We start from the raw sequence: 17,648 nt of genomic DNA, 5'->3' as shown, positions 1-17,648 counted from the left end.
CTTGCCGCCGATTGATACAGCGTCAAACCTGTGGGGCATGTCTGCCCACGCCACTACCATCCGAGGAGTGACTGCGCGAAGCGATGCGGTGACGGAACTGCTGCCGATGGTGTTCGCCGCCCCCGGCGAGGCCCTGGCACGGGCGGAACAGGTCCTCAGGTCCGGTCCGCCGCCGCTCGACGCGTCCGTGGCGCACCAGGTCATCGGCATCTGGCAACGGGACTTCGGGGACCTGGGGGTCGCCCTCGACCATCTGCGCCGGGCCCGTGACTTCGCGGCCCGCGCGGACTGCGCGGAGCGGGAGGCGGATGTCCTCGGCACCCTCGGGGTCGCGTTGGTGCATGCGGGGCGCACCCGGCAGGGGCTGGCCGCGATCGAGCGCGGGGTGGCCCGGAGCACCGGGCACACCCGGGCGAGGGTGCTGTACCGGCGGGCGTACGCGTGCTGGGTGCTGGGCCGGCACAAGGAGGCCCTGGAGGACGTACGAAGGGCGATTCCGGCGCTGCGGCAGGCCGACGACGTCATCTGGACCGCGCGGGCGCTGAGCGTGCGGGCCACGGTGCATCTGGCCCTGGGGGCGGTGGACCGGGCGGACGCGGACTTCACCGCGGCGGAGCTGCTGTGGGAGACGACGGGCCAGGAGCACGACAAGGCGGTCGCCGTGGAGAGCCGGGGCCTGGCCGCGTTCCGCTCCGGGGACGTCCCGGCGGCGCTGCGGCTGCTCGCCGAGGCCGAGGAGCGGTACACCGAGCTGGGCACCCCGCCGTTCATGCTGTACATCGCGCGCTGCGAGGTGCTGATGGCGGCGGGGCTGGCGCCGGAGGCGCTGGCCGAGGCGGACGCGGCGATCGCCACTCTGGACCGGCTCGGCGGGCAGTCCACCCGCAAGGCCGAGCTGCTGCTGGCCGCCGCCCGGGCCGCCCGGTCGGCCGGGGACGCGGGGACCGCGGTCGCCCGTGCGGCCGTCGCGGTGCGGCTGTTCTCGGGGCAGCGGCGCAGCTGGTGGGAGACGCATGCCCGGCTGGAGCTGATCGAGGCGCGGGTGGCGGGCGGGGCCGCGTCCGGACGGCTGGTGCAGGAGGCGGCGGGGGTCGCCGACCGGCTGGCGTCCTTCGGGGCGCCCGCGGCGCCGGAGGCCTCGCTCCTGGCGGGTCGGATCGCGCTGGCGCTGGGGTGGACGGCGGACGCGGAGCGGCATCTCTCGGTGGCCGCGCGCAGCAGGCACGCCGGTCCGCCGCTGGCCCGGATGACCGGCTGGGCGGCGCAGGCGCTGCGCGCGCGGGCGGCGGGCTCGGGCCGGGGGGTGCTGGAGGCGTGCCGACGGGGCCTGGCCGTCCTCGACGACCACCGGATGACGCTGGGCGCCTCGGAGCTGCGGGCCCGGGCCACCGCGCAGGGCGCGGAACTGGCCGCGCTGGCGCAGCAGGCGAGCCTCGCGCACGGCGGTCCGCGCCGGCTCCTCGAGTGGAGCGAACGCTGGCGGGCCACCGTCCTGTCCGCTCCCCCGACCCGGCCGCCCGCCGATCCGGCGCTGCTCAGTTCGCTGACCGCGTTCCGGGAGATCGCGTCGCGTGCGGAGCAGGCCCGCCGGGAGCGCCGCCCGGTGCCCGCGCTGGAGCGGGAACAGCGGCGCCTGGAACGGGAGATCCGCTCCCGCACCCACCACATCCGCGGTGCCGCCGCGGGTGAGGGCGCCCGGTTCGCCCCGGCCCGGCTGCTCGACCGGCTCGGCGACACCCTGCTGGTCGAACTCGCGGTCCTGGACGGCCGGGTGCAGGTGCTGCTGTGCGGCCGGGGCCGGGTACGGCGCTTCGCGGGGGGTTTGCTGGCGGAGGCGGTGGCCGAGGCGGAGCACGTCCAGGCGGGCCTGCGGCGGCTCGCGCATCCGGGGGCGGACGCGCGGCTGGCGGTGGTCGAGGCGTCCGGGCGGCGCCTGGAGGAGCTGTTGCTGGGCGCGGCGGCGGACCGGCTCGGCACCGGTCCCGTGGTGATCGTCCCGCCGGGCGCCCTGCACCGGGTGCCGTGGGCGCTGCTGCCCTGTCTGCGGGAGCGGGTGCTCAGTGTGTCGCCGTCGGCGGGGAGCTGGCTGCGGGCCCGGGATACCGAGCCGCCGCCGGGCGGCCGGCAGGTACTGGTCCGCGGGCCCGGCCTGGCCACCGGGGGCGCGGAGGTGCCGGAGGTGGCGAGCCGGTACCCGACGGCGAGGGTGCTGGAACAGGACGACGCCCAGGTGCCCCGGGTGCTGGCCGAGCTGGACGGGGCCGCCCTCGCGCACATCGCGGCGCACGGCACCTTCCGTGCGGACAGCCCGCTGTTCTCGTCCCTGCTGATGGCCGACGGCCCGCTGATCGTGCACGACTTCGAGCGCCTCGCCCGCAGCCCCTACCGGATCATCCTCTCCAGCTGCGACACGGCCCGCCTCGCCTCGGTCGGCGCCGACGAACTCCTGGGCCTGGTCACGGCGTTGCTGCCGCTGGGCACGGCCGGGGTGGTGGCGAGCAGCGCGCCCGTCAACGACGCGGCGGTGGTGCCCCTCATGCTGGCCCTGCACAAGGGCCTGGGCGCCGGGCTGTCGTTGGCGGAGGCGCTGTGCGACGCGCGGGCCGCGCTGCCGGCCGACGCTCTCCACCAGGCGACGGGGTGGGCGTTCGCGGCGTTCGGGGCGGCCTGAGGGGGTCAGGTCCCGGAGCGGCCCGCGCCGGCGACTTCCTCACGCCGAGCGCGCGTCCGGCTGCTCCAGCAGCCACGGCAGGTCCGTGCGGTCGCTCGCGCCGAGGCGGGTGTAGGCGCCGTAGAGGTGGTTGCCCACGGTCCGTACGGACAGGGTCAGCCGGTCGGCGATCTGCCGGTTGCTGAGGCCCGCGGCGGCGAGGGTGACGATCTGCCGCTGGCGCGCGGTGAGTTCACCGAGGACCAGGCCGGACAGGGCCGGGGTGCGGGCGCCCTGGCAGCGGCGGGCCAGGGCGAGGGCGCGGGTGCGGGACACGCGGGCCGCGCGCGGGTCGCGGTGGGCGCGGACGGCCTGGGCGTGCGCCTCCGCCGCGAACAGCAGCAGCCCGCGCTCCGCCAGGGCTTCGGCGACCCGGTCGAGGCCGGGCCCGTCGCCGCGGGCCAGGGCCTCCGCGTGCCGCGCGAGCACGCCGTGCAGCCGCCCCAGGGCCCGCTCGGGCTCCCCCAGCCGTACGGCGCCGTAGTGCGCGAGACCCCCGTCCCCGCGCACTACGGCGGCTTCCCCCGACTCGGCGGCGGCGCGGGCGAGTTCGGTACGGCAGGAGGCGTCGCCCGGTGCCCCGCGCAGCCCCTCCCTCGCCCACGCCGCCGCCTCTCGCAGCTCCCCCCGAAGCCACGAGTACCGGGCACGCACCGCCGCGTACCCGGCCGGTACGGGCAGGTCCCCCGCGGCCAGCCACTCCCCCACCGGGGCCGGCACCTCCCGTACGTCCAGCTGCTCGACGCGCTCCTCCAGCAGCTCCTGCTCCTCCTTCAGGGCCGGCCCACAGCGGTCGGCGCCGCGGGCCAGCCGGCGGGCCCGCAGCCGGCCCGCCGCGGCGCGCAGGGCGGGGCCGTGCAGGGGGTGGGCGAGGCGGACCGTGCCCCGCTCGTCGACGTGGATCAGGCCGGCCGTCTCCAGGCGTTCGAGGATCCCGACGTCGAGCCCGTCGTCGAGGTGGCGCGGCAACGGCTCGGCGAAGGCGAGGCGTTCGAGTGCGTCGCGCTCGCCCGCATCCCGGTGTTCCAGCAGGGGCCGGATCCGGTCCCGTACGGTCGCGGTGAGCGGCAGCAGGCCGCGCCAGGCCCATTCCCCGGTGTCCGGTACGCGGGTCAGCGCGCCGGACTCGCGCAGCGCGCCGAGCAGATCGCGCAGCAGCCGCAGATCGCCCCGGCACACCCGGTGCAGCCGGCGCACGGTGAGCGGCTCCAGCCCACCTCCGGCGAGCAGGTGGGCGGTCTCGTCGTACGGCAGCGGCTCCAGCGTGAGGTGGGTGAGGAGTTCGCCGGTCCACAGCCGGGCCACCGCGCCGCGCACCGGAGCCGGGTCGGCGGCGGCCACCAGCAGCCGGGTACGGCCGTGCACGGCCAGCTGGTGGACGACGGCGGCCGAGCTCTCGTCGAGGAGGTGGGCGTCGTCGACGACCAGCAACCGCACCCCGGACAGCCGGCGCACCGCGCCGGACAGCGAGACCCCGTCGGGGAGCAGGTGCGCGAACGCGGCGAACGGGAGGGTGCTGGTCTCGGGGGTGCCGGTCACCCGGACGCACTCCACGCCCCGTACGGCCTCGGTGATCAGCCGGGTCTTGCCGACGCCGTGCGGCCCGGTCACCACGACACCCTGCCGGCCGGCCACCGACGACCGCCTGACCAGCTCCAGTTCGTCCTCCCGGCCGGTGAAGGGCCAGGGCAGTTCGAGGGTTCGCGCGTCCTGTTCGTAACTCGTCACATGAGTACGAGTCGCGTTGCTCAGCTCTGATACAGGGGGACTTGAGTAGCCGCCGACTCAGGCGGCCGGTGGGGTGGCCCGGCACGCTGGGCGCATGAACCGACGCTACTGCTCGCTTCCGCGGCAGTCGGCCCCGGCGTTCGCGCCGGGACTGGCCGCCGAGCGGCTCGGTGCGCTCGCCGCCGGGCGGCGGATGTGGGTCAACGGCACGGTTCTGCACTACTGCTTCCTCGACGCCGACACCGACGCCTCGGTGATCCCGGTCCCGGGGACCGGGCGGACCCGACGGGTGCCGTGGGCGGGTGCCGAGGAGCAGCGGGACGTGCTGCGCGAGTGCTTCCGGGAGTGGCAGGACCTCGGTATCGGGGTGACGTTCACCGAGGTCGCCGACCGCTCGGAGGCGGAGCTGCGGATCGGCTTCCAGCAGGGTGACGGCTCCTGGTCGGTGATCGGCCGGGACGCGCTCTCGGTCGGTCAGGGCGAGCGCACCATGAACCTGGGCTGGGACCTGACGGAGCACGACGGCCGGTGGACGGCGCTGCACGAGATCGGGCACGCGCTCGGGATGCGGCACGAGCACCAGAGCCCGTTCGCGGGCGTCCACTGGGACGACGAGGCGGTCTACGCCGACCTCGCCGGACCGCCGAACCACTGGAGCCGGGACCGCACGGACCGCGACATCCTGCGCCGGCTGGACGCGGCCGAGGCCAACGGCTCGGTGTGGGACCCGCAGTCGGTGATGCAGTTCCCCTTCGGGCCGGGTCTGATCCTGGAGCCGGAGCAGTACCACAACGGGCTGTACCCGTCCGGCTCGCTGTCCCCGTCGGACAAGGAGTTCGCGCTCCGCTGGTACCCGCCCGCCGCGGCCCCGGCGGCGCTGGTGCCGTTCCGCTCGGCACCGCTCGGTCTCGGCCCCGGGGAGCAGGGGGACTTCGCGGTGGAGCCGCCGGAGACCCGCGTCTACAGCGTGGGCACCTTCGGGGAGAGCGACTGTGTCGTGGTGGTCTTCGAGGAGCGCGACGGGGAGCCGCGCTACCTCGCAGGCCACGACGACGGGGGCACCCCGCACAACGCCAGGATCAGGGTGCGGCTCGTCAGGGGCCGCCGCTATGTCGTCCGCGTACGTCTCCATTCGACGTGGGGGTCGGGAGAGACGGCGGCCATGTGCTGGTGAGCCGGCGCACGGCGGCGACGCGGAGGCCGGACCACGGTCCGGCGCCGGGGGGGAAGCGGTCGAGGCACGTAGCCTTCGGGGGAGGGATACGTGCCTCGGCCGGTCACAGACGGCGGTGCGGACGGCCGGGGAGCGCCCCGCCCCTCATCCGCCTGACTCCTGCTCCCGCTGCACGAACGGCTGGCCCCCCACCTCGCGGACCTCGCCCCGCTCTGGACGCACAACGACTGGCACGCCTCGGCATGAGCGACCGCACGACCGCCGTGCACGACCTGGCCACGGGGATCCAACGCAACACCGTGGAATGGCCCCCCGGCGTCACCCGCTCGCCCGCCAACGCCCGGCTGGCGTACGAGTACTGCGTACGGACCCCGGCGGCACCCCGCCGCTGAGCCGCTCCCGGCCGGCTCAGCGCCGGCGCCACTCCTCGGCCAGCAGTTCGTACGAGCGGACCCGGTCCGCGTGGTCGTGGGTGATCGTCGTGATGAGCAACTCGTCGGCGCCGGTGGCATCCTGGAGCTGGGCCAGCTGGTCGGCGACCCGGCCGGGCGAGCCGACGAACTGGGTGTCGAGGCGGTCCTGCACCAGTGCCCGGTCCTCGTCGCTCCAGCGGTGGGCGCGGGCCTCCTCGGGCGTCGGGAACGGGATGGCGCCCTCGGCGGTGCGGATGCTGCGCACCCACAGGCCGTAACCGGTGGCGAGTTCGCGGGCGGTCGCGTCGTCCTCGGCGACGACGACGTCGGCGGAGACGCTGACGTAGGGCTTGTCGAGGGTTTCGGAGGGCTCGAAGAAGGACCGGTAGCCGTCCACCGCCTCCAGGACCGTGGCCGGGCTGACGTGGTAGTTCGCCGCGAACCTGAGCCCTCTGGCGCCGGCCGTCCGAGCACTCTGCCCGCCGCTGCTGCCGAGGATCCACACGTCGACCCCGGCCCCCTCGCCCGGCACGACGTGCGCTTCGACGCCCTCCGGGGAGCGGTAGGTGCCGGCCAGCAGGGCGAGGACGTCGTCGATCTGCTCGGTGTAGTCCTGGGACTCGGCGCCGGGCAGCAGGAGGAGCTTGCGCTGGAGGGCGACGCGGGGTGAGCCGAGGAGGCGTTCGAAGGAGAAGCGGGGCGGGATCAGGAGGCCGTTCGGGGCGCGGCCGTCCACCACCGGGGTCGTCGTCGGGGCGGCCGCCTCCCGGCCCGGCGGGCGACCGCCGGAGCGGCCGAGGCCCAGGTCGAAGCGGCCGGGGTGCACCGCGTCGAGCAGCCCGAACTCCTCCACCGTGGACAGGGCGGTGCGGTGTCCGAGCTGGACGGCGCCGGAACCGAGCCGGATCGTGGTGGTCGCGGCGGCGGTGAGCGCGAGGACGACCGCGGGGGAGGTGCCGGCGACCCCGGGGTTGAGGTGGTGCTCGGCGAACCAGTAGCGGGCGTACCCGAGTTGTTCGGTCCGCCGGGCCAGGTCGACGGAGTTGCGCAGGGCGTCGGCGGCCGTCGAACCGGAGGAGATCGGCACGAGGTCGAGGACGCCGAGGCGGATGTCAGACACGGGTCGCCTCCTCGGCGGGCAGGACCGGGCCCCAGTCGAAGGGCGGGTCGGGGATGTCCTTGCGCAGGGTCGGCGCGACCGCCGACTGGAAGAGTTCGAGGGAGTCGCGGTGCTGGGTGTCGGTGAGGCCGCTCGCGTCCGCGTGCAGGTGGAGCACGGTGTGCCCGAACTGCTCGTGGTAGCGGTGCACCTTGTCGACGACCTGCTGTGGGCTGCCGATCAGGGCCGAGCTGCGCTCGACGAAGTCCTCCAGTGTCTCGAAGACCACCGGCAGCCCGGCCTTCTGGAAGAAGGCCAGGTTGGATTCGAAGATCGGGCGGTAGGCGGCGAGCGCCTCCTGGGAGGTGGGGGCGACGTAGGTGCCCGCCGAGCCGGCGCCGACGGCGATGTCCGCCGGGTCGTGGCCGTAGTGCTCCCAGCGTTCCCGGTAGTACCGGATCAACTCGGCGTAGGGCTCGATGGGGTGGGTGACGTTCGCGGAGAACAGCGGGTCGCCGTGGCGGGCGGCGAGGTCGACGCTCTCCTTGCTGGTGGCACTGCCGTGCCAGACCCGGACGGGTCGCTGGTAGGGGCGCGGCCAGACCTCGGCGTCCGTCAGCGGCGGCCGGAAACGCGTGTCCGCGGTGACCTTGTCCTGCCGCCAGATCCGCCGGAACACCTCGTAGCTCTCGGCGTTGCGGTCCCACTGGTCCTCGGGGGTGACGTGGAACAGGTCGCGCTGGGCGGATCCGTTGCCCTTGCCGATGATCAGGTCCAGGCGGCCCTCGGAGAGGTGGTCGAGGGTGGCGTAGTCCTCGTAGGCCCGGACCGGGTCCAGCAGGCTGAGCGTGGTGACGGCCGTGAAGAGCCGGATGCGGCGGGTGAGTGCGGCGACGTGGCTGAGCACGACGGTCGGGGAGGAGGAGAGGAACGGCCGCTCGTGCCGCTCCCCCACCCCGAAGCCGTCGAAGCCGAGTTGCTCGGCGAGCACGGCGTTGTCGAGGACCTCCCGGAACCGGTCGTGGGTCGGCTTCTGGATGCCGGTGACCGGGTCCGGGCGGTGCACGATCAGGGTGATCGCGAGGAACTTCACGACGCGGCCCGTTCGGTCCGCTTCCCGTCCGGGTGGGCGAGGCCGAGGTGGTCGCGCAGGGTGGTGCCCTCGTACTCGGTGCGGTACACGCCCTGTTCCTGGAGGAGCGGGACCACCGTGTCGGCGAAGGTGTCGAGGCCGCCGGGGGTGATGTGCGGGACCAGGATGAAGCCGTCGGAGACGTCCGCCTGCACGAAGTCGTTGATCGTGCGGGCGACCGTGGCCGGGGAGCCGACGAAGGTCTGCCGGTTGCCGGTGTTGATCACCAGGTCACGGATGGACCACTTGTTGGCCTCGGCCAGCTCCCGCCACTCACGGGCGATGGCGATCGGGTCGCGGTACATCCGGACCTGCGCGCGGCCCCGCGAGATGTGCTCCTCGCCCACCAGCGGGTCGACGTCGGGCAGCGGGCCCTCCGGGTCGTACGACGACAGGTCCCGGTTCCAGACGAACTCCAGGTGCTTGAGGGCCGTCGCCCCGCTGACCTGCTGGCGGCGCACATGGTGGGCGATCTCCTCCGCCTCCTCGTCGGTGTCGCCGAGGACGAAGCTGGCCGCGGGCAGGATCAGGAGTTCGTCGGGGCGGCGGCCGTACGTGGCGAGGCGGGACTTCACGTCGGTGTAGAAGGCCTGCCCGGCTTCGAGGGTGGCGTACCGGCTGAAGATCGCGTCGGCGCCGGACGCGGCGAACTCGCGGCCCTCGTCGGACTCGCCGGCCTGGAAGATCACCGGGCGGCCCTGCGGGGAGCGCGGCACGTTGAACTGGCCGTGGATGTCGAACTGCGGGCCCCGGTGGACGAAGGAGCCGGCCTTGGCGTCGCTGAGGAAGGCGCCGGTCGCCTGGTCGGCGAGGATCTCGTCGCCGCGCCAGGAGTCGAACAGCTCGTTCGCGGTGGCGAGGAACTCCTTGGCGCGGGAGTAGCGCTCCTCCTGGGGCAGGAAGCCGCCGCGGCGGAAGTTCTCGCCGGTGAAGGCGTCCCAGGAGGTGACCACGTTCCAGGCGGCCCGGCCGCCGGAGAGGTGGTCGAGGCTGGCGAACTGGCGCGCCACCTCGTAGGGCTCGTTGAAGGTGGAGTTGATGGTGCCGGTCAGGCCGAGGTGCTCGGTGACGGCGGCCAGCGCGGCGAGGATCGTGAAGGTGTCGGGGCGGCCGACGACGTCCAGGTCGTATATCTTGCCGCCCTGTTCGCGCAGGCGCAGGCCCTCGGCGAGGAACAGGAAGTCGAACCTGGCGCGTTCGGCGGTCCGCGCGAAGTGCGCGAAGGAGCTGAACTCGATGTGGCTGCCGGCGGCCGGGTCGCTCCACACCGTGGTGTTGTTGACGCCCGGGAAGTGGGCGGCCAGGTGGATCTGCTTCAGCGGCTTGCTCATGAGGGGGTGCGGTCCTTCCGGCTCAGGCGGTGGCGTCGGCGTAGCGGTTGGCGGGGCGGGCGAGCCCGAGCAGGCCGCGCAGGGTGTCGGCCTCGTAGGCGGTGCGGAAGCGGCCGCGGCGCTGGAGTTCGGGGACCAGGTCCTGGGTGATGCGCGGCAGGTCGTGGCCGAGGACGGCGGGCCGGAGCCGGAAGCCGCTGAGGCCCGCGGCGGCGAACTCCTCCAGGAGGTCAGCGAGTTCGGCCGCCGTACCGGTGAAGATCCGCGCGTCGCTGGTGTACGCGCCGCCGTCGAGGGCGTCGAGGCGGTCCTTGCGGGCCTCGGCCGCCGCCTGGTCGTCGTCGAGGAAGACCACGAGGTCGCCGAAGACGTGCACGGTGTCGCCGGCCCGGCCGGCGGCCTCCTGCTCGGCGCGGATCTCGGCGAGGACGGCGCGGGCGTCGGCGCTGTCGCGCGGGGTGACGTACCCGACGTCGGCCTGGCGGGCGATCAGCCGGTAGGGCACGGTCTGGTGGCCGAGGGCGGTGACCAGCGGCTGACCCTGGGGCGGGCGCGGGGTGATGGAGGGACCCTTGACGCTGAACTTCCCGCCCTCGAAGTCGATGTAGTGCAGCTTGTCCCGGTCGATGAAGCGGCCGGTGGCGGCGTCCCGGATCTCCGCGTCGTCCTCCCAGCTGTCCCAGAGCCTGCGCACCACCTCGACGTAGTCGGCCGCCTCGTCGAAGTGCTCGCTGAGCCGCTCCTGACCGGCCGGGGACCGCAGGTCCGCCAGGTCGATCGGCGGGAAGGTACGGCGGCCGAAGTGGTCCGCCTCGTGCGGGCGGGCGGAGATCTGCACCCGCAGCCCCGCGCGGCCGGTGCTGACGTAGTCCAGGGTGGCGATGGCCTTGGAGATGTGGAACGGCTCGGTGTGCGTGGCGATCACCGTCGGCACCAGGCCGATGTGCCGGCTGAGCGGCGCGATCCGGGAGGCGACGAGCACGGCGTCGAGGCGGCCGCGGACCTGGTCGGTGCGGCCGTCCGGCTCGCCGTAGTGCGAGGACTGCAGGCCCAGACCGTCCTCGATGGTGACGAAGTCGAGGAGACCGCGCTCGGCCTCGGCGACCAGGTCGGCCCAGTATCCGGCGGTGAACAGCTCTCGGGGGCGGGCGACCGGCTCGCGCCAGGAGGCGGGGTGCCAGCCGGTGCCGTCGAGGGCGACGGCGAGGTGCAGGTGGGAGGCGGGATTCGAGGACACAGTGGTGCCTTCCTGAGGTCCGTGAGAGGGCGCGCCGGACGGGAGGGGCGCGGCGGAGCAAAGTCAGGAGCAACAGAGCGCGCCGGCCACGCGCAGCAGGTCGATGTGCGGCCGGGCGTACAGGACGGTGCGGCGGCTGGGACTGGCGACACGTGTCATGTCCCGCACCTCCTCGTCCTGCTTCGCGTACATCTCGTCATGACTCACAACCGCCGGACGTCCGCGGATGTTCCCGGGCTGCGCACCAGCAGGGTGCGGCCGCGCAGGCGCTCGGTGAAGCCGATCGACTCGTAGAGCCGGATGGCGGTCGCGTTGTCGGGGGCCGCGTGCAGGAACGGGGTCTCGCCGCGCTCCCGGATGCCCGCGGCGACCGCGCGGACGAGGCGGGTGGCCAGGCCCCGGCCCCGGTGCTCCGGGTCGGTGCAGACGGCGCTGATCTCGGTCCAGCCGGGCAGCCGCAGCCTCTCCCCGGCCATGGCGATGAGCCGCCCCCGGTGCCGGATGCCGAGATAGCTGCCCATCTCTACGGTCCGGGTGCGGAACGGGCCGGGCTCGGTGCGCGCCACCAGGTCCAGCATCTCGGGCACGTCGGCGGGCCCGAGCCGTACCGCCTCCGGTGCGGGCTCGGCGCGCAGCGCGGTGTCCACGAACTGGACGCCCCGGCCGCCGCCGACCACCTCCCAGCCGGGCGGTGCCTGCTCGACCGGCTTGATCTTCACGGTCGTTCCGGGGCCGACGAGCGTGCGCAGGTCGGCCCAGGCGGCCGGGTCGGCGGCGTCGGCGAGGGCCGCGTAGGCGTAGACGTCGTCGGGGTAGCGGGCGGCAGCGCCGACCCTCTCGGCGAGGTGGGCGTGCGGGCCGGTGAGGGCGGACCAGACGGCGTTGTCGAGAGGGCCGGTGTCGGGTGCGAGGGGGGTTCCGCCTCCGCGGAAGTCGGTCTGGACGGTCACGGAGGCGGAATCCTTTCCCGGTAAGCCGGCGGGCGTGCTGGTGGTGCGGGCGGTCACGAGTTGTCGAGCGGCAGTCCGGGCGGGTTGACCTCGGACTTGGCCACGGCCTCGTTGGAGAGGTTGTAGGCCTTGAGCCACTGCGCGTACTGACCGTTCTTGATCAGGTAGTTGATGGCGTCCGCGAGGGGCTTGGCGAGGCCGCTGTCCTTCTTCGCGGTGGCCGCGATCAGGCCCTGGAGGCTGGCGCCGGCGCCGGAGAAGGTGCCCACGGTGCGGGTGGCGTTGGGCTTACCGGCGGTCTGCTTGTTGTGGTAGGCGAAGCCGGGGTTGGGGCCGAAGGAGGCGTCGATCTTTCCGCTGTCGAGCGCCAGGAAGGTGCTGTTGCTGTCCTGGAAGTGCTTGACGGTGACCTTCTTGCCCTCCTTGGCGAGCTTCGCCTGCCACTCCAGGAGGATCTTCTCCTGGTTGGTGCCGGAGCCGACGGCGATCGTCTTGCCGGCGAGGTTCTCGTAGTTGCCGTCGAAGTTCCAGGTGCTCTTCTTCGGCACGAGGAAGGCGAGGTTGTCCTGCCGGTAGGACGCGAACTCGTACTTCTTCTTGCGCTCCTCGGTGTCGGTGACGTTGGAGAAGGCCACGTCGACCTTGCCGCTGTCGATGCCGACGAAGAGGTTCTCCCAGGTGGAGTTCTGGACCTCGGACTTGAGTCCGAGGACCGCGGCGACCAGGCGGCCGAGGTCCGGCTCGGAGCCGGTCAGGGTCTTCTGGTCGCTGCCGGTGAAGGCCAGGGGCGGGAAGCCGGCGGGCAGGGCGCCGATGCCGATCTTCAGGGTGCCGCTCTTCCTGACGGCGGCGGGCAGTTCGGCGCTGAGGGACTTGACCTCGGAGACCTTGATGGCGGTCTGGGTGGCGGCGCCGTTGGAGACCTGCCCCACGACGACCTCGCCGGACTTGGCGTTGTCGGTGGTGGTGGCCGCGTCGCTGTCGCCCCCGCAGGCGGCGAGCCCGGTGGCGAGGGAGGCGACGGCGGTGGCCGCGGTGATGCCTCTGATCAGGCTGCGTCGGGTGAAGTGGGTAGACATGGCCGTTCCTTGTCGGTGCCGGTGATGAGGGTGAGGGCGTGGGGGGAGGTCTGTGGTGGGGCGGTTCAGAGGACCTTGCTGAGGAAGTCCCTGGTCCGCTCGTGCCGCGGCTCGTCGAGGACCTCGGAGGGCGGCCCCTGCTCGACGATCCTGCCGTCGTCGATGAAGACCACCCGGTCGGCGATCTCGCGGGCGAAGCCGATCTCGTGGGTGACGATGACGAGGGTGGTGCCGCTGGTGGCCAGGTCCTTGATGACGGAGAGGACCTCCCCGACCAGTTCGGGGTCGAGGGCGGAGGTGGGCTCGTCGAAGAGGATGACGCCGGGACGCAGGGCGAGGGCGCGGGCGATGGCGACGCGCTGCTGCTGGCCGCCGGACAGCTGCCGCGGGTAGGCGCCGACGCGTTCGCCGAGGCCGACGCGTTCGAGCAGTTCCTTGGCCAGCGCCTGGGCCTCGGGCTTGGTCAGTTTCCCGGTGGCGACGGGGGCGGCGGCCACGTTGTCCAGCACGGTCAGGTGCGGGAAGAGGTTGAAGTTCTGGAAGACGAAGCCGATCCGGCCGCGCTGGGCCAGGATGGCGCGCTCGCTCAGCTCCTTGAGTCGGTCGCCCTGCCGTTTCACCCCGATCAGCTCGTCGTTGATGCTGACGTAGCCGATCTCGGGCTTCTCCAGGTGGTTGATGACCCTGAGGAGCGTGGACTTGCCGGATCCGGACGGGCCGAGGATGACGGTGACCTCGCCGGGGCGGATGGTCAGGTCGACGCCGTCGAGGACGCGGTGGGCGCCGTACCACTTGTGGACGTCGTGGATCTCCAGGGCGGCGGGGGCCGTCTCCAGGGTGTCGGTGGTGGTCATACGGCGGCCTCCCGGCGGATGCGGGCGCGCAGGTCGGTGAGGCCGGCCCGCAGTTTCTGCAAGGGGGTCGGCGGCAGGGAGCGGGTGGCGCCCCGGGCGTAGTACCGCTCGACGTAGAACTGGATCACGGAGACGACGCTGGTGAGGATCAGGTACCAGACGGTGACCACCAGCAGCAGCGGCACGATGTCGCCGGGGTAGGTGGAGCCCATGCTCTGCGCGGTGCCGAAGAGGTCGAGCAGCGAGACGTAGAAGACCAGCGAGGTGCTCTTGATGAGGCCGATGAGCTGGTTGACGTAGTTCGGGATGATCGACCTGAGCGCCTGCGGGAAGACGATCCTCCGGAACTGGTAGCCCTTGGGCAGTCCGAGCGCGGCGGCCGCCTCGTGCTGGCCCTGGTCCACCGAGAGGATGCCGCCGCGGACCACCTCGGCCGCGTAGGCCGCCTCGTTGAGGCTGAGGCCGATGACGGCGATGGCCATGTCGGTGGCGAGCTTCGACTCGTCGAAGGAGAAGAAGGCCGGTCCGAAGGGGACGCCGACGCTCAACGTCTTGTACAGGGCGCTGAAGTTGTAGAGGAAGAGCAGGACGACGATGAGCGGTATGGAGCGCAGCGCCCACACGTAGGTCCAGCTGACCGCGCGCAGCACCGGGCTCTTCGAGAGCCGGGCCAGCGCGAGCAGGACGCCGCCGAGGAGGCCCAGCACCGCGCTGTAGGCGGTGACTTCGAGGGTGATGACCAGCCCGTCGAGGATGGTCGGCCGCAGGAACCAGTAGCCCCAGCGGTCCCACTGGTAGAAGGGGTTGGACACCAGTCCGTGGACGAACTGGGCGACCAGGACCAGGACGACGGCGGTGGCGATCCAGCGTCCTGGCCTGCGCAGTGGCAGAACGCGCTGTGCGGCGAGGGGTTTTGACGGTTCGTCGGCGGCGGACGGCGCCTCGGGGGCGAGGGTGGCGCCTGGGGGTTCACTCATGGCGGGCTCCGGCGGAGTCGGACACCCCGGATCCCACGGCCGGGCACGCGGCACCGGGCCGTGTTCGGGCACGGCACGGGCGCAGGGGGCGCGCGGGACACGGGGGCTGGGCGGACGGCGTCACACCGGACGGCCGGTGCTTTCGTCAGGAACGCTGAGGCGCGAAGCTGCGGGACTGGGCGGAAAGGCCTGGTCAGACCCGACAGCGGGCACAGCCCGGTGCGGTACACGCGCTACACAGGGCGCTGTTGACACGGAGCAGGTCGACGGCGCGGTCGGCGACGAGCGGGCTCGGGTACGGCTGTACGCAGCCCTGGGCGCGGCGCGGGGCCGTGCTGGAAGCTGCGTACATGTCCGTCACCTGTCACTTGGTGGCCCGTGGGCCGCGCGCTTACCGAACGTCGTCATTCGGTCGGGTCGTCACCTGGGGCACCCCACCGCGGTGCGAGGGTTGCCGGTCAGCTAGCCAGGGCTTGATGCTGACGCTCTTGACCGTTCTGGTCCGTAAGTTAGGCAGCCACCCGAACGAATGTCAACGCCTGTCCAGTTGGCGGGACGGTTCGGACCGCTCTCACCTGCGGGAAGCGTCCGCCGCATGCCCGGCCCAGTCCAGGATCTGGACGGCCGCGCCGGCGGCTTCCAGTCCCTGGCAACGGCCGTGGTGGCGACGGGCGATGCCGTCGAGGTCGAGGTGGGCGCCGAAGGCCGGGTGCGCGGCCAGCCGCCGGGCGTAGGCCCACAGCACCGGGTGGTCGGCGATGCGGTGCACGGCGGAGGCGTCCAGGTGGTTGCGGTGCACCGTGTCGAGCTGCACCAGGGTCACCCACAACTCGACGTCGGCTGCGGTCAGTCGACCGCCGACCAGGAACTCGACGCCCGTCAGCCGGTGTTCCAGCTCGCCCAGGGCGGCGAGCAGGGTCTCCAGCGCCCGCGGGTCGCCGCCCTCCCGCCCGGCGCGCTGCGCGGCCTGCTCGACGTCCTCGGTGCACAGCCGCTCGACGGCCTCGATCTCGGCCTCGGCACCGCACGGGTACAGGCGCGTGACACCGTCGCCGAAGTGGCGGTCGAGGTCGCGCAGGATGTCCCGGCTGTGGGTGGAGACGATCCGGCCCGACCAGTCGTCGCTCAGCACCGGCGCCAGGGCCGGCCCCGAGTAGCGGTGGGCGCTGGCCTCGTACAGCGGGCGCAGTACCGTGTGGCTGCCGTCGGGACCGTCCGGGACCGCGGGCAGGAAGGTGACCGGACAACAGCCGTCCAGGGCCAGCAGACTGTGGCCGACGGCGATGCGGAGGCCATCGGGACAGGCGGTGGCGAGGTGGAGCCGGTAGCGGCCCGGCACGGCGTAGTGACCGCTGCGCGCGTCCCGTCCGATGCGTCCCCGGAAGGCGGGGGCGGTGCGGACGGACGGCAGGGCGGTCAGCGGAGTGATGGACATGCGTCTCCCCGGGTACGGGCGCGCGGACGTACGCGCGGCGGAAGCGTTCATCGGGCGGTCAGGGCAACGGGCGGACGGCGGTGGTCGCGGCAAGGGGCCGGGCGGTCGGGGCGGGCTGCGGAGCGGGGGGTGGCGTCGGTCTGCGGAAGGCGGGGCGGAGCGGGCCGTGGAACGCGCGGGTGGGCCCGGTGCGGAGGGGGCGGGCGGTCGGACCCGGCCGTGGAAGGGGCGCCGTGCGGCTCGGGCCGCGGAGGGCGGCGCGGCGCGGTCAACCGGTGCCGCTGATGGCGCTGCACACCCGGAGCAGGTCGATGTGCAGCCGGGAGGTGAGCAGAGGGGAGACGAGCAGAGGGGTCGGCCAGGGCGTACGGCATTCCCGGCGCTCCCCGCCGGTGACCGTGCGCAGCCGATCCATCTTTCCCTACCTTTTCACTAGGATTCCCCTCTGGAGTGTCGATCGGCCTCCGCGCGGCGTCAAGAGGGCGTCCACGCCTGGGACACCGGCACCCCGGGACGCTCACTCGAATGGCACGCGCGAGTGGTCGGCTGCCGGAGCGGATGGTGGCGTGGAGGGACGAACCGCGTTCCCGAGGAGGCAGCCGCCATGACCCGTCCGTCCCGACCCGCGCGTATGCTCGCCGCGGCCCTGGCGGCGGGGTCCCTGCTCGCCGTCGCGGCCTGTTCGGGCGGGAGCGGCGACTCCGGAGCCGCGGCCGTCTCGCCCGCCGCCGAGCGCTCCGCCGCCTCACCGACGGCGACGGCCGCCCTCACCGGGCCCGGCGCGCAGGCGGCGTTGATCACACCGGCCGACATCGAGGACAACTGGCAGCTGGCCACGGACGCCGCGACCTGGCGCAACAGCATGCTGGTCGGCAAGGTCGACGTGGCCGGCTTCCTGACCGCGAAGACCGACGCCGCCGACTGCCAGCGGCTGCTCGACAGCCTCTACTCCGACAGCCTCCTCGGCCGTGCCACGGGCGCCTCCGGGCTGCGCGGCTTCACCTCGGAGACCGCCCGGATGCTGTACCAGGTCGGGGACTACGGCTCGGCGAACCTGAACGCCACGCTGGGCTGGCTGAAGACGCTGCCGCAGAAGTGCAACCAGTTCACGGCCACCGGCAAGGACGGCAGCAAGCGCACGATCCAGGTCGTGTCGGCACAGGTCCCGAACGTGGGCGACGACCGGGAGGCGCTGACGGTGACCGTGCAGGGCACCAGCGAGGGCCAGCCCGTCACCTACGTCACGGACGTCGCGGTGCTGCGGATCGGCGCCTCCGGGGCGGCCGTCACCAACGGCGCCCTCGACGCCGTCGACCACGACAGCACCGCGCTGGCCGTGCAGAACGGCGCCCAGCGCCTCAAGGACGTACTCTCCGGCAAGACCCCGGCACCGATGCCGAGCCAGTTCGACTAGGGCCCTTCTGATGGATCTCCGTGGGAGAAGGAGCGGCGTTCGGTGCGTGCGCTCGGCGTGCGGGGTGGCGGGCGTCGCGACGCCGCGGAGATCCATCAGTAGGGCCCGGGGGGCG

General features: G+C 73.5%; 16 protein-coding genes and 1 riboswitch. Of the genes, 4 read left to right on the top strand and 12 right to left on the bottom strand.

Annotated elements, in window-relative coordinates; all coding sequences use genetic code 11:
* Positions 1-106 precede the first annotated feature (106 nt).
* Complete coding sequence (locus tag AB0958_RS10990) at positions 107-2,671, top strand: CHAT domain-containing tetratricopeptide repeat protein (protein ID WP_366890153.1); 2,565 nt, start codon at positions 107-109, stop codon at positions 2,669-2,671.
* Positions 2,672-2,710: 39 nt separating this feature from the next.
* On the opposite strand, the gene AB0958_RS10985 is transcribed toward AB0958_RS10990, so the two are convergent.
* Positions 2,711-4,438, bottom strand: a complete 1,728-nt coding sequence (locus AB0958_RS10985; protein WP_366890053.1) for a LuxR C-terminal-related transcriptional regulator — start codon at positions 4,436-4,438, stop codon at positions 2,711-2,713.
* Between the two features lie 94 nt (positions 4,439-4,532).
* Here AB0958_RS10985 and AB0958_RS10980 point away from each other — a divergent pair, with 94 nt between their 5' ends.
* Together AB0958_RS10980 and AB0958_RS10975 are read left to right on the top strand one after the other, a co-directional pair.
* Positions 4,533-5,612, top strand: coding sequence for a M12 family metallopeptidase (locus AB0958_RS10980; protein WP_366890052.1), 1,080 nt, complete (start codon positions 4,533-4,535; stop codon positions 5,610-5,612).
* A gap of 242 nt (positions 5,613-5,854) precedes the next feature.
* Positions 5,855-6,004, top strand: a complete 150-nt coding sequence (locus AB0958_RS10975) for a hypothetical protein (protein WP_366890051.1) — start codon at positions 5,855-5,857, stop codon at positions 6,002-6,004.
* Positions 6,005-6,020: 16 nt separating this feature from the next.
* Here the strand turns inward: AB0958_RS10975 and AB0958_RS10970 are convergent, their stop codons facing one another.
* The 11 genes from AB0958_RS10970 to AB0958_RS10920 all read right to left on the bottom strand — a co-directional run bounded on the left by AB0958_RS10970 (position 6,021) and on the right by AB0958_RS10920 (position 16,534).
* On the bottom strand, positions 6,021-7,145 hold the full coding sequence (locus AB0958_RS10970) for an LLM class flavin-dependent oxidoreductase (RefSeq protein WP_366890049.1): 1,125 nt from the start codon (positions 7,143-7,145) through the stop codon (positions 6,021-6,023).
* Entirely contained in the window at positions 7,138-8,217 is a 1,080-nt protein-coding gene (locus tag AB0958_RS10965; RefSeq protein WP_366890048.1) for an LLM class flavin-dependent oxidoreductase, read from the bottom strand. The genes AB0958_RS10970 and AB0958_RS10965 overlap by 8 nt, the downstream gene beginning before the upstream one ends.
* Positions 8,214-9,587: an NtaA/DmoA family FMN-dependent monooxygenase gene (locus AB0958_RS10960; protein WP_366890047.1), complete on the bottom strand. Its 1,374-nt coding sequence runs from the start codon at positions 9,585-9,587 to the stop codon at positions 8,214-8,216. Before AB0958_RS10960 ends, AB0958_RS10965 begins: the two co-directional genes overlap by 4 nt.
* Positions 9,588-9,609: 22 nt before the next feature.
* Positions 9,610-10,824, bottom strand: a complete 1,215-nt coding sequence (locus AB0958_RS10955; RefSeq protein ID WP_366890046.1) for an LLM class flavin-dependent oxidoreductase — start codon at positions 10,822-10,824, stop codon at positions 9,610-9,612.
* Positions 10,825-10,887: 63 nt separating this feature from the next.
* The gene (locus tag AB0958_RS10950; RefSeq protein ID WP_366890045.1) at positions 10,888-10,983 is read right to left on the bottom strand and encodes a putative leader peptide; all 96 of its coding nucleotides are present in this window, start codon (positions 10,981-10,983) and stop codon (positions 10,888-10,890) included.
* 44 nt (positions 10,984-11,027) lie between these two features.
* Entirely contained in the window at positions 11,028-11,774 is a 747-nt protein-coding gene (locus tag AB0958_RS10945) for a GNAT family N-acetyltransferase (protein WP_366890044.1), read from the bottom strand.
* Between the two features lie 53 nt (positions 11,775-11,827).
* Positions 11,828-12,853 carry an ABC transporter substrate-binding protein gene (locus AB0958_RS10940; protein ID WP_366890042.1) on the bottom strand — a complete coding sequence of 342 codons (1,026 nt, stop codon included), beginning with the start codon at positions 12,851-12,853 and terminating at the stop codon, positions 11,828-11,830.
* A 65-nt stretch (positions 12,854-12,918) separates the two neighbouring features.
* The gene (locus AB0958_RS10935; protein WP_366890041.1) at positions 12,919-13,707 is read right to left on the bottom strand and encodes an amino acid ABC transporter ATP-binding protein; all 789 of its coding nucleotides are present in this window, start codon (positions 13,705-13,707) and stop codon (positions 12,919-12,921) included.
* Positions 13,704-14,684, bottom strand: a complete 981-nt coding sequence (locus tag AB0958_RS10930) for an amino acid ABC transporter permease (RefSeq protein WP_366890040.1) — start codon at positions 14,682-14,684, stop codon at positions 13,704-13,706. The genes AB0958_RS10935 and AB0958_RS10930 overlap by 4 nt, the downstream gene beginning before the upstream one ends.
* A 382-nt stretch (positions 14,685-15,066) precedes the next feature.
* Positions 15,067-15,178: riboswitch (SAM riboswitch) on the bottom strand.
* Positions 15,179-15,255: 77 nt separating this feature from the next.
* The gene (locus tag AB0958_RS10925; RefSeq protein WP_366890039.1) at positions 15,256-16,119 is read right to left on the bottom strand and encodes a glutathione S-transferase C-terminal domain-containing protein; all 864 of its coding nucleotides are present in this window, start codon (positions 16,117-16,119) and stop codon (positions 15,256-15,258) included.
* Between the two features lie 268 nt (positions 16,120-16,387).
* Complete coding sequence (locus tag AB0958_RS10920; protein WP_366890038.1) at positions 16,388-16,534, bottom strand: hypothetical protein; 147 nt, start codon at positions 16,532-16,534, stop codon at positions 16,388-16,390.
* A gap of 189 nt (positions 16,535-16,723) precedes the next feature.
* Between AB0958_RS10920 and AB0958_RS10915 the strand changes: the two genes are divergently transcribed.
* The gene (locus AB0958_RS10915; RefSeq protein WP_366890037.1) at positions 16,724-17,533 is read left to right on the top strand and encodes a hypothetical protein; all 810 of its coding nucleotides are present in this window, start codon (positions 16,724-16,726) and stop codon (positions 17,531-17,533) included.
* Positions 17,534-17,648: the final 115 nt, after the last annotated feature.

The sequence above is a fragment of the Streptomyces sp. NPDC006655 genome, from assembly GCF_040703965.1.
Taxonomy (GTDB): Bacteria; Actinomycetota; Actinomycetes; order Streptomycetales; family Streptomycetaceae; genus Streptomyces.
Note: the sequence above shows the minus strand (reverse complement) of the source record. Positions and strands in the feature narration are given on the sequence as shown.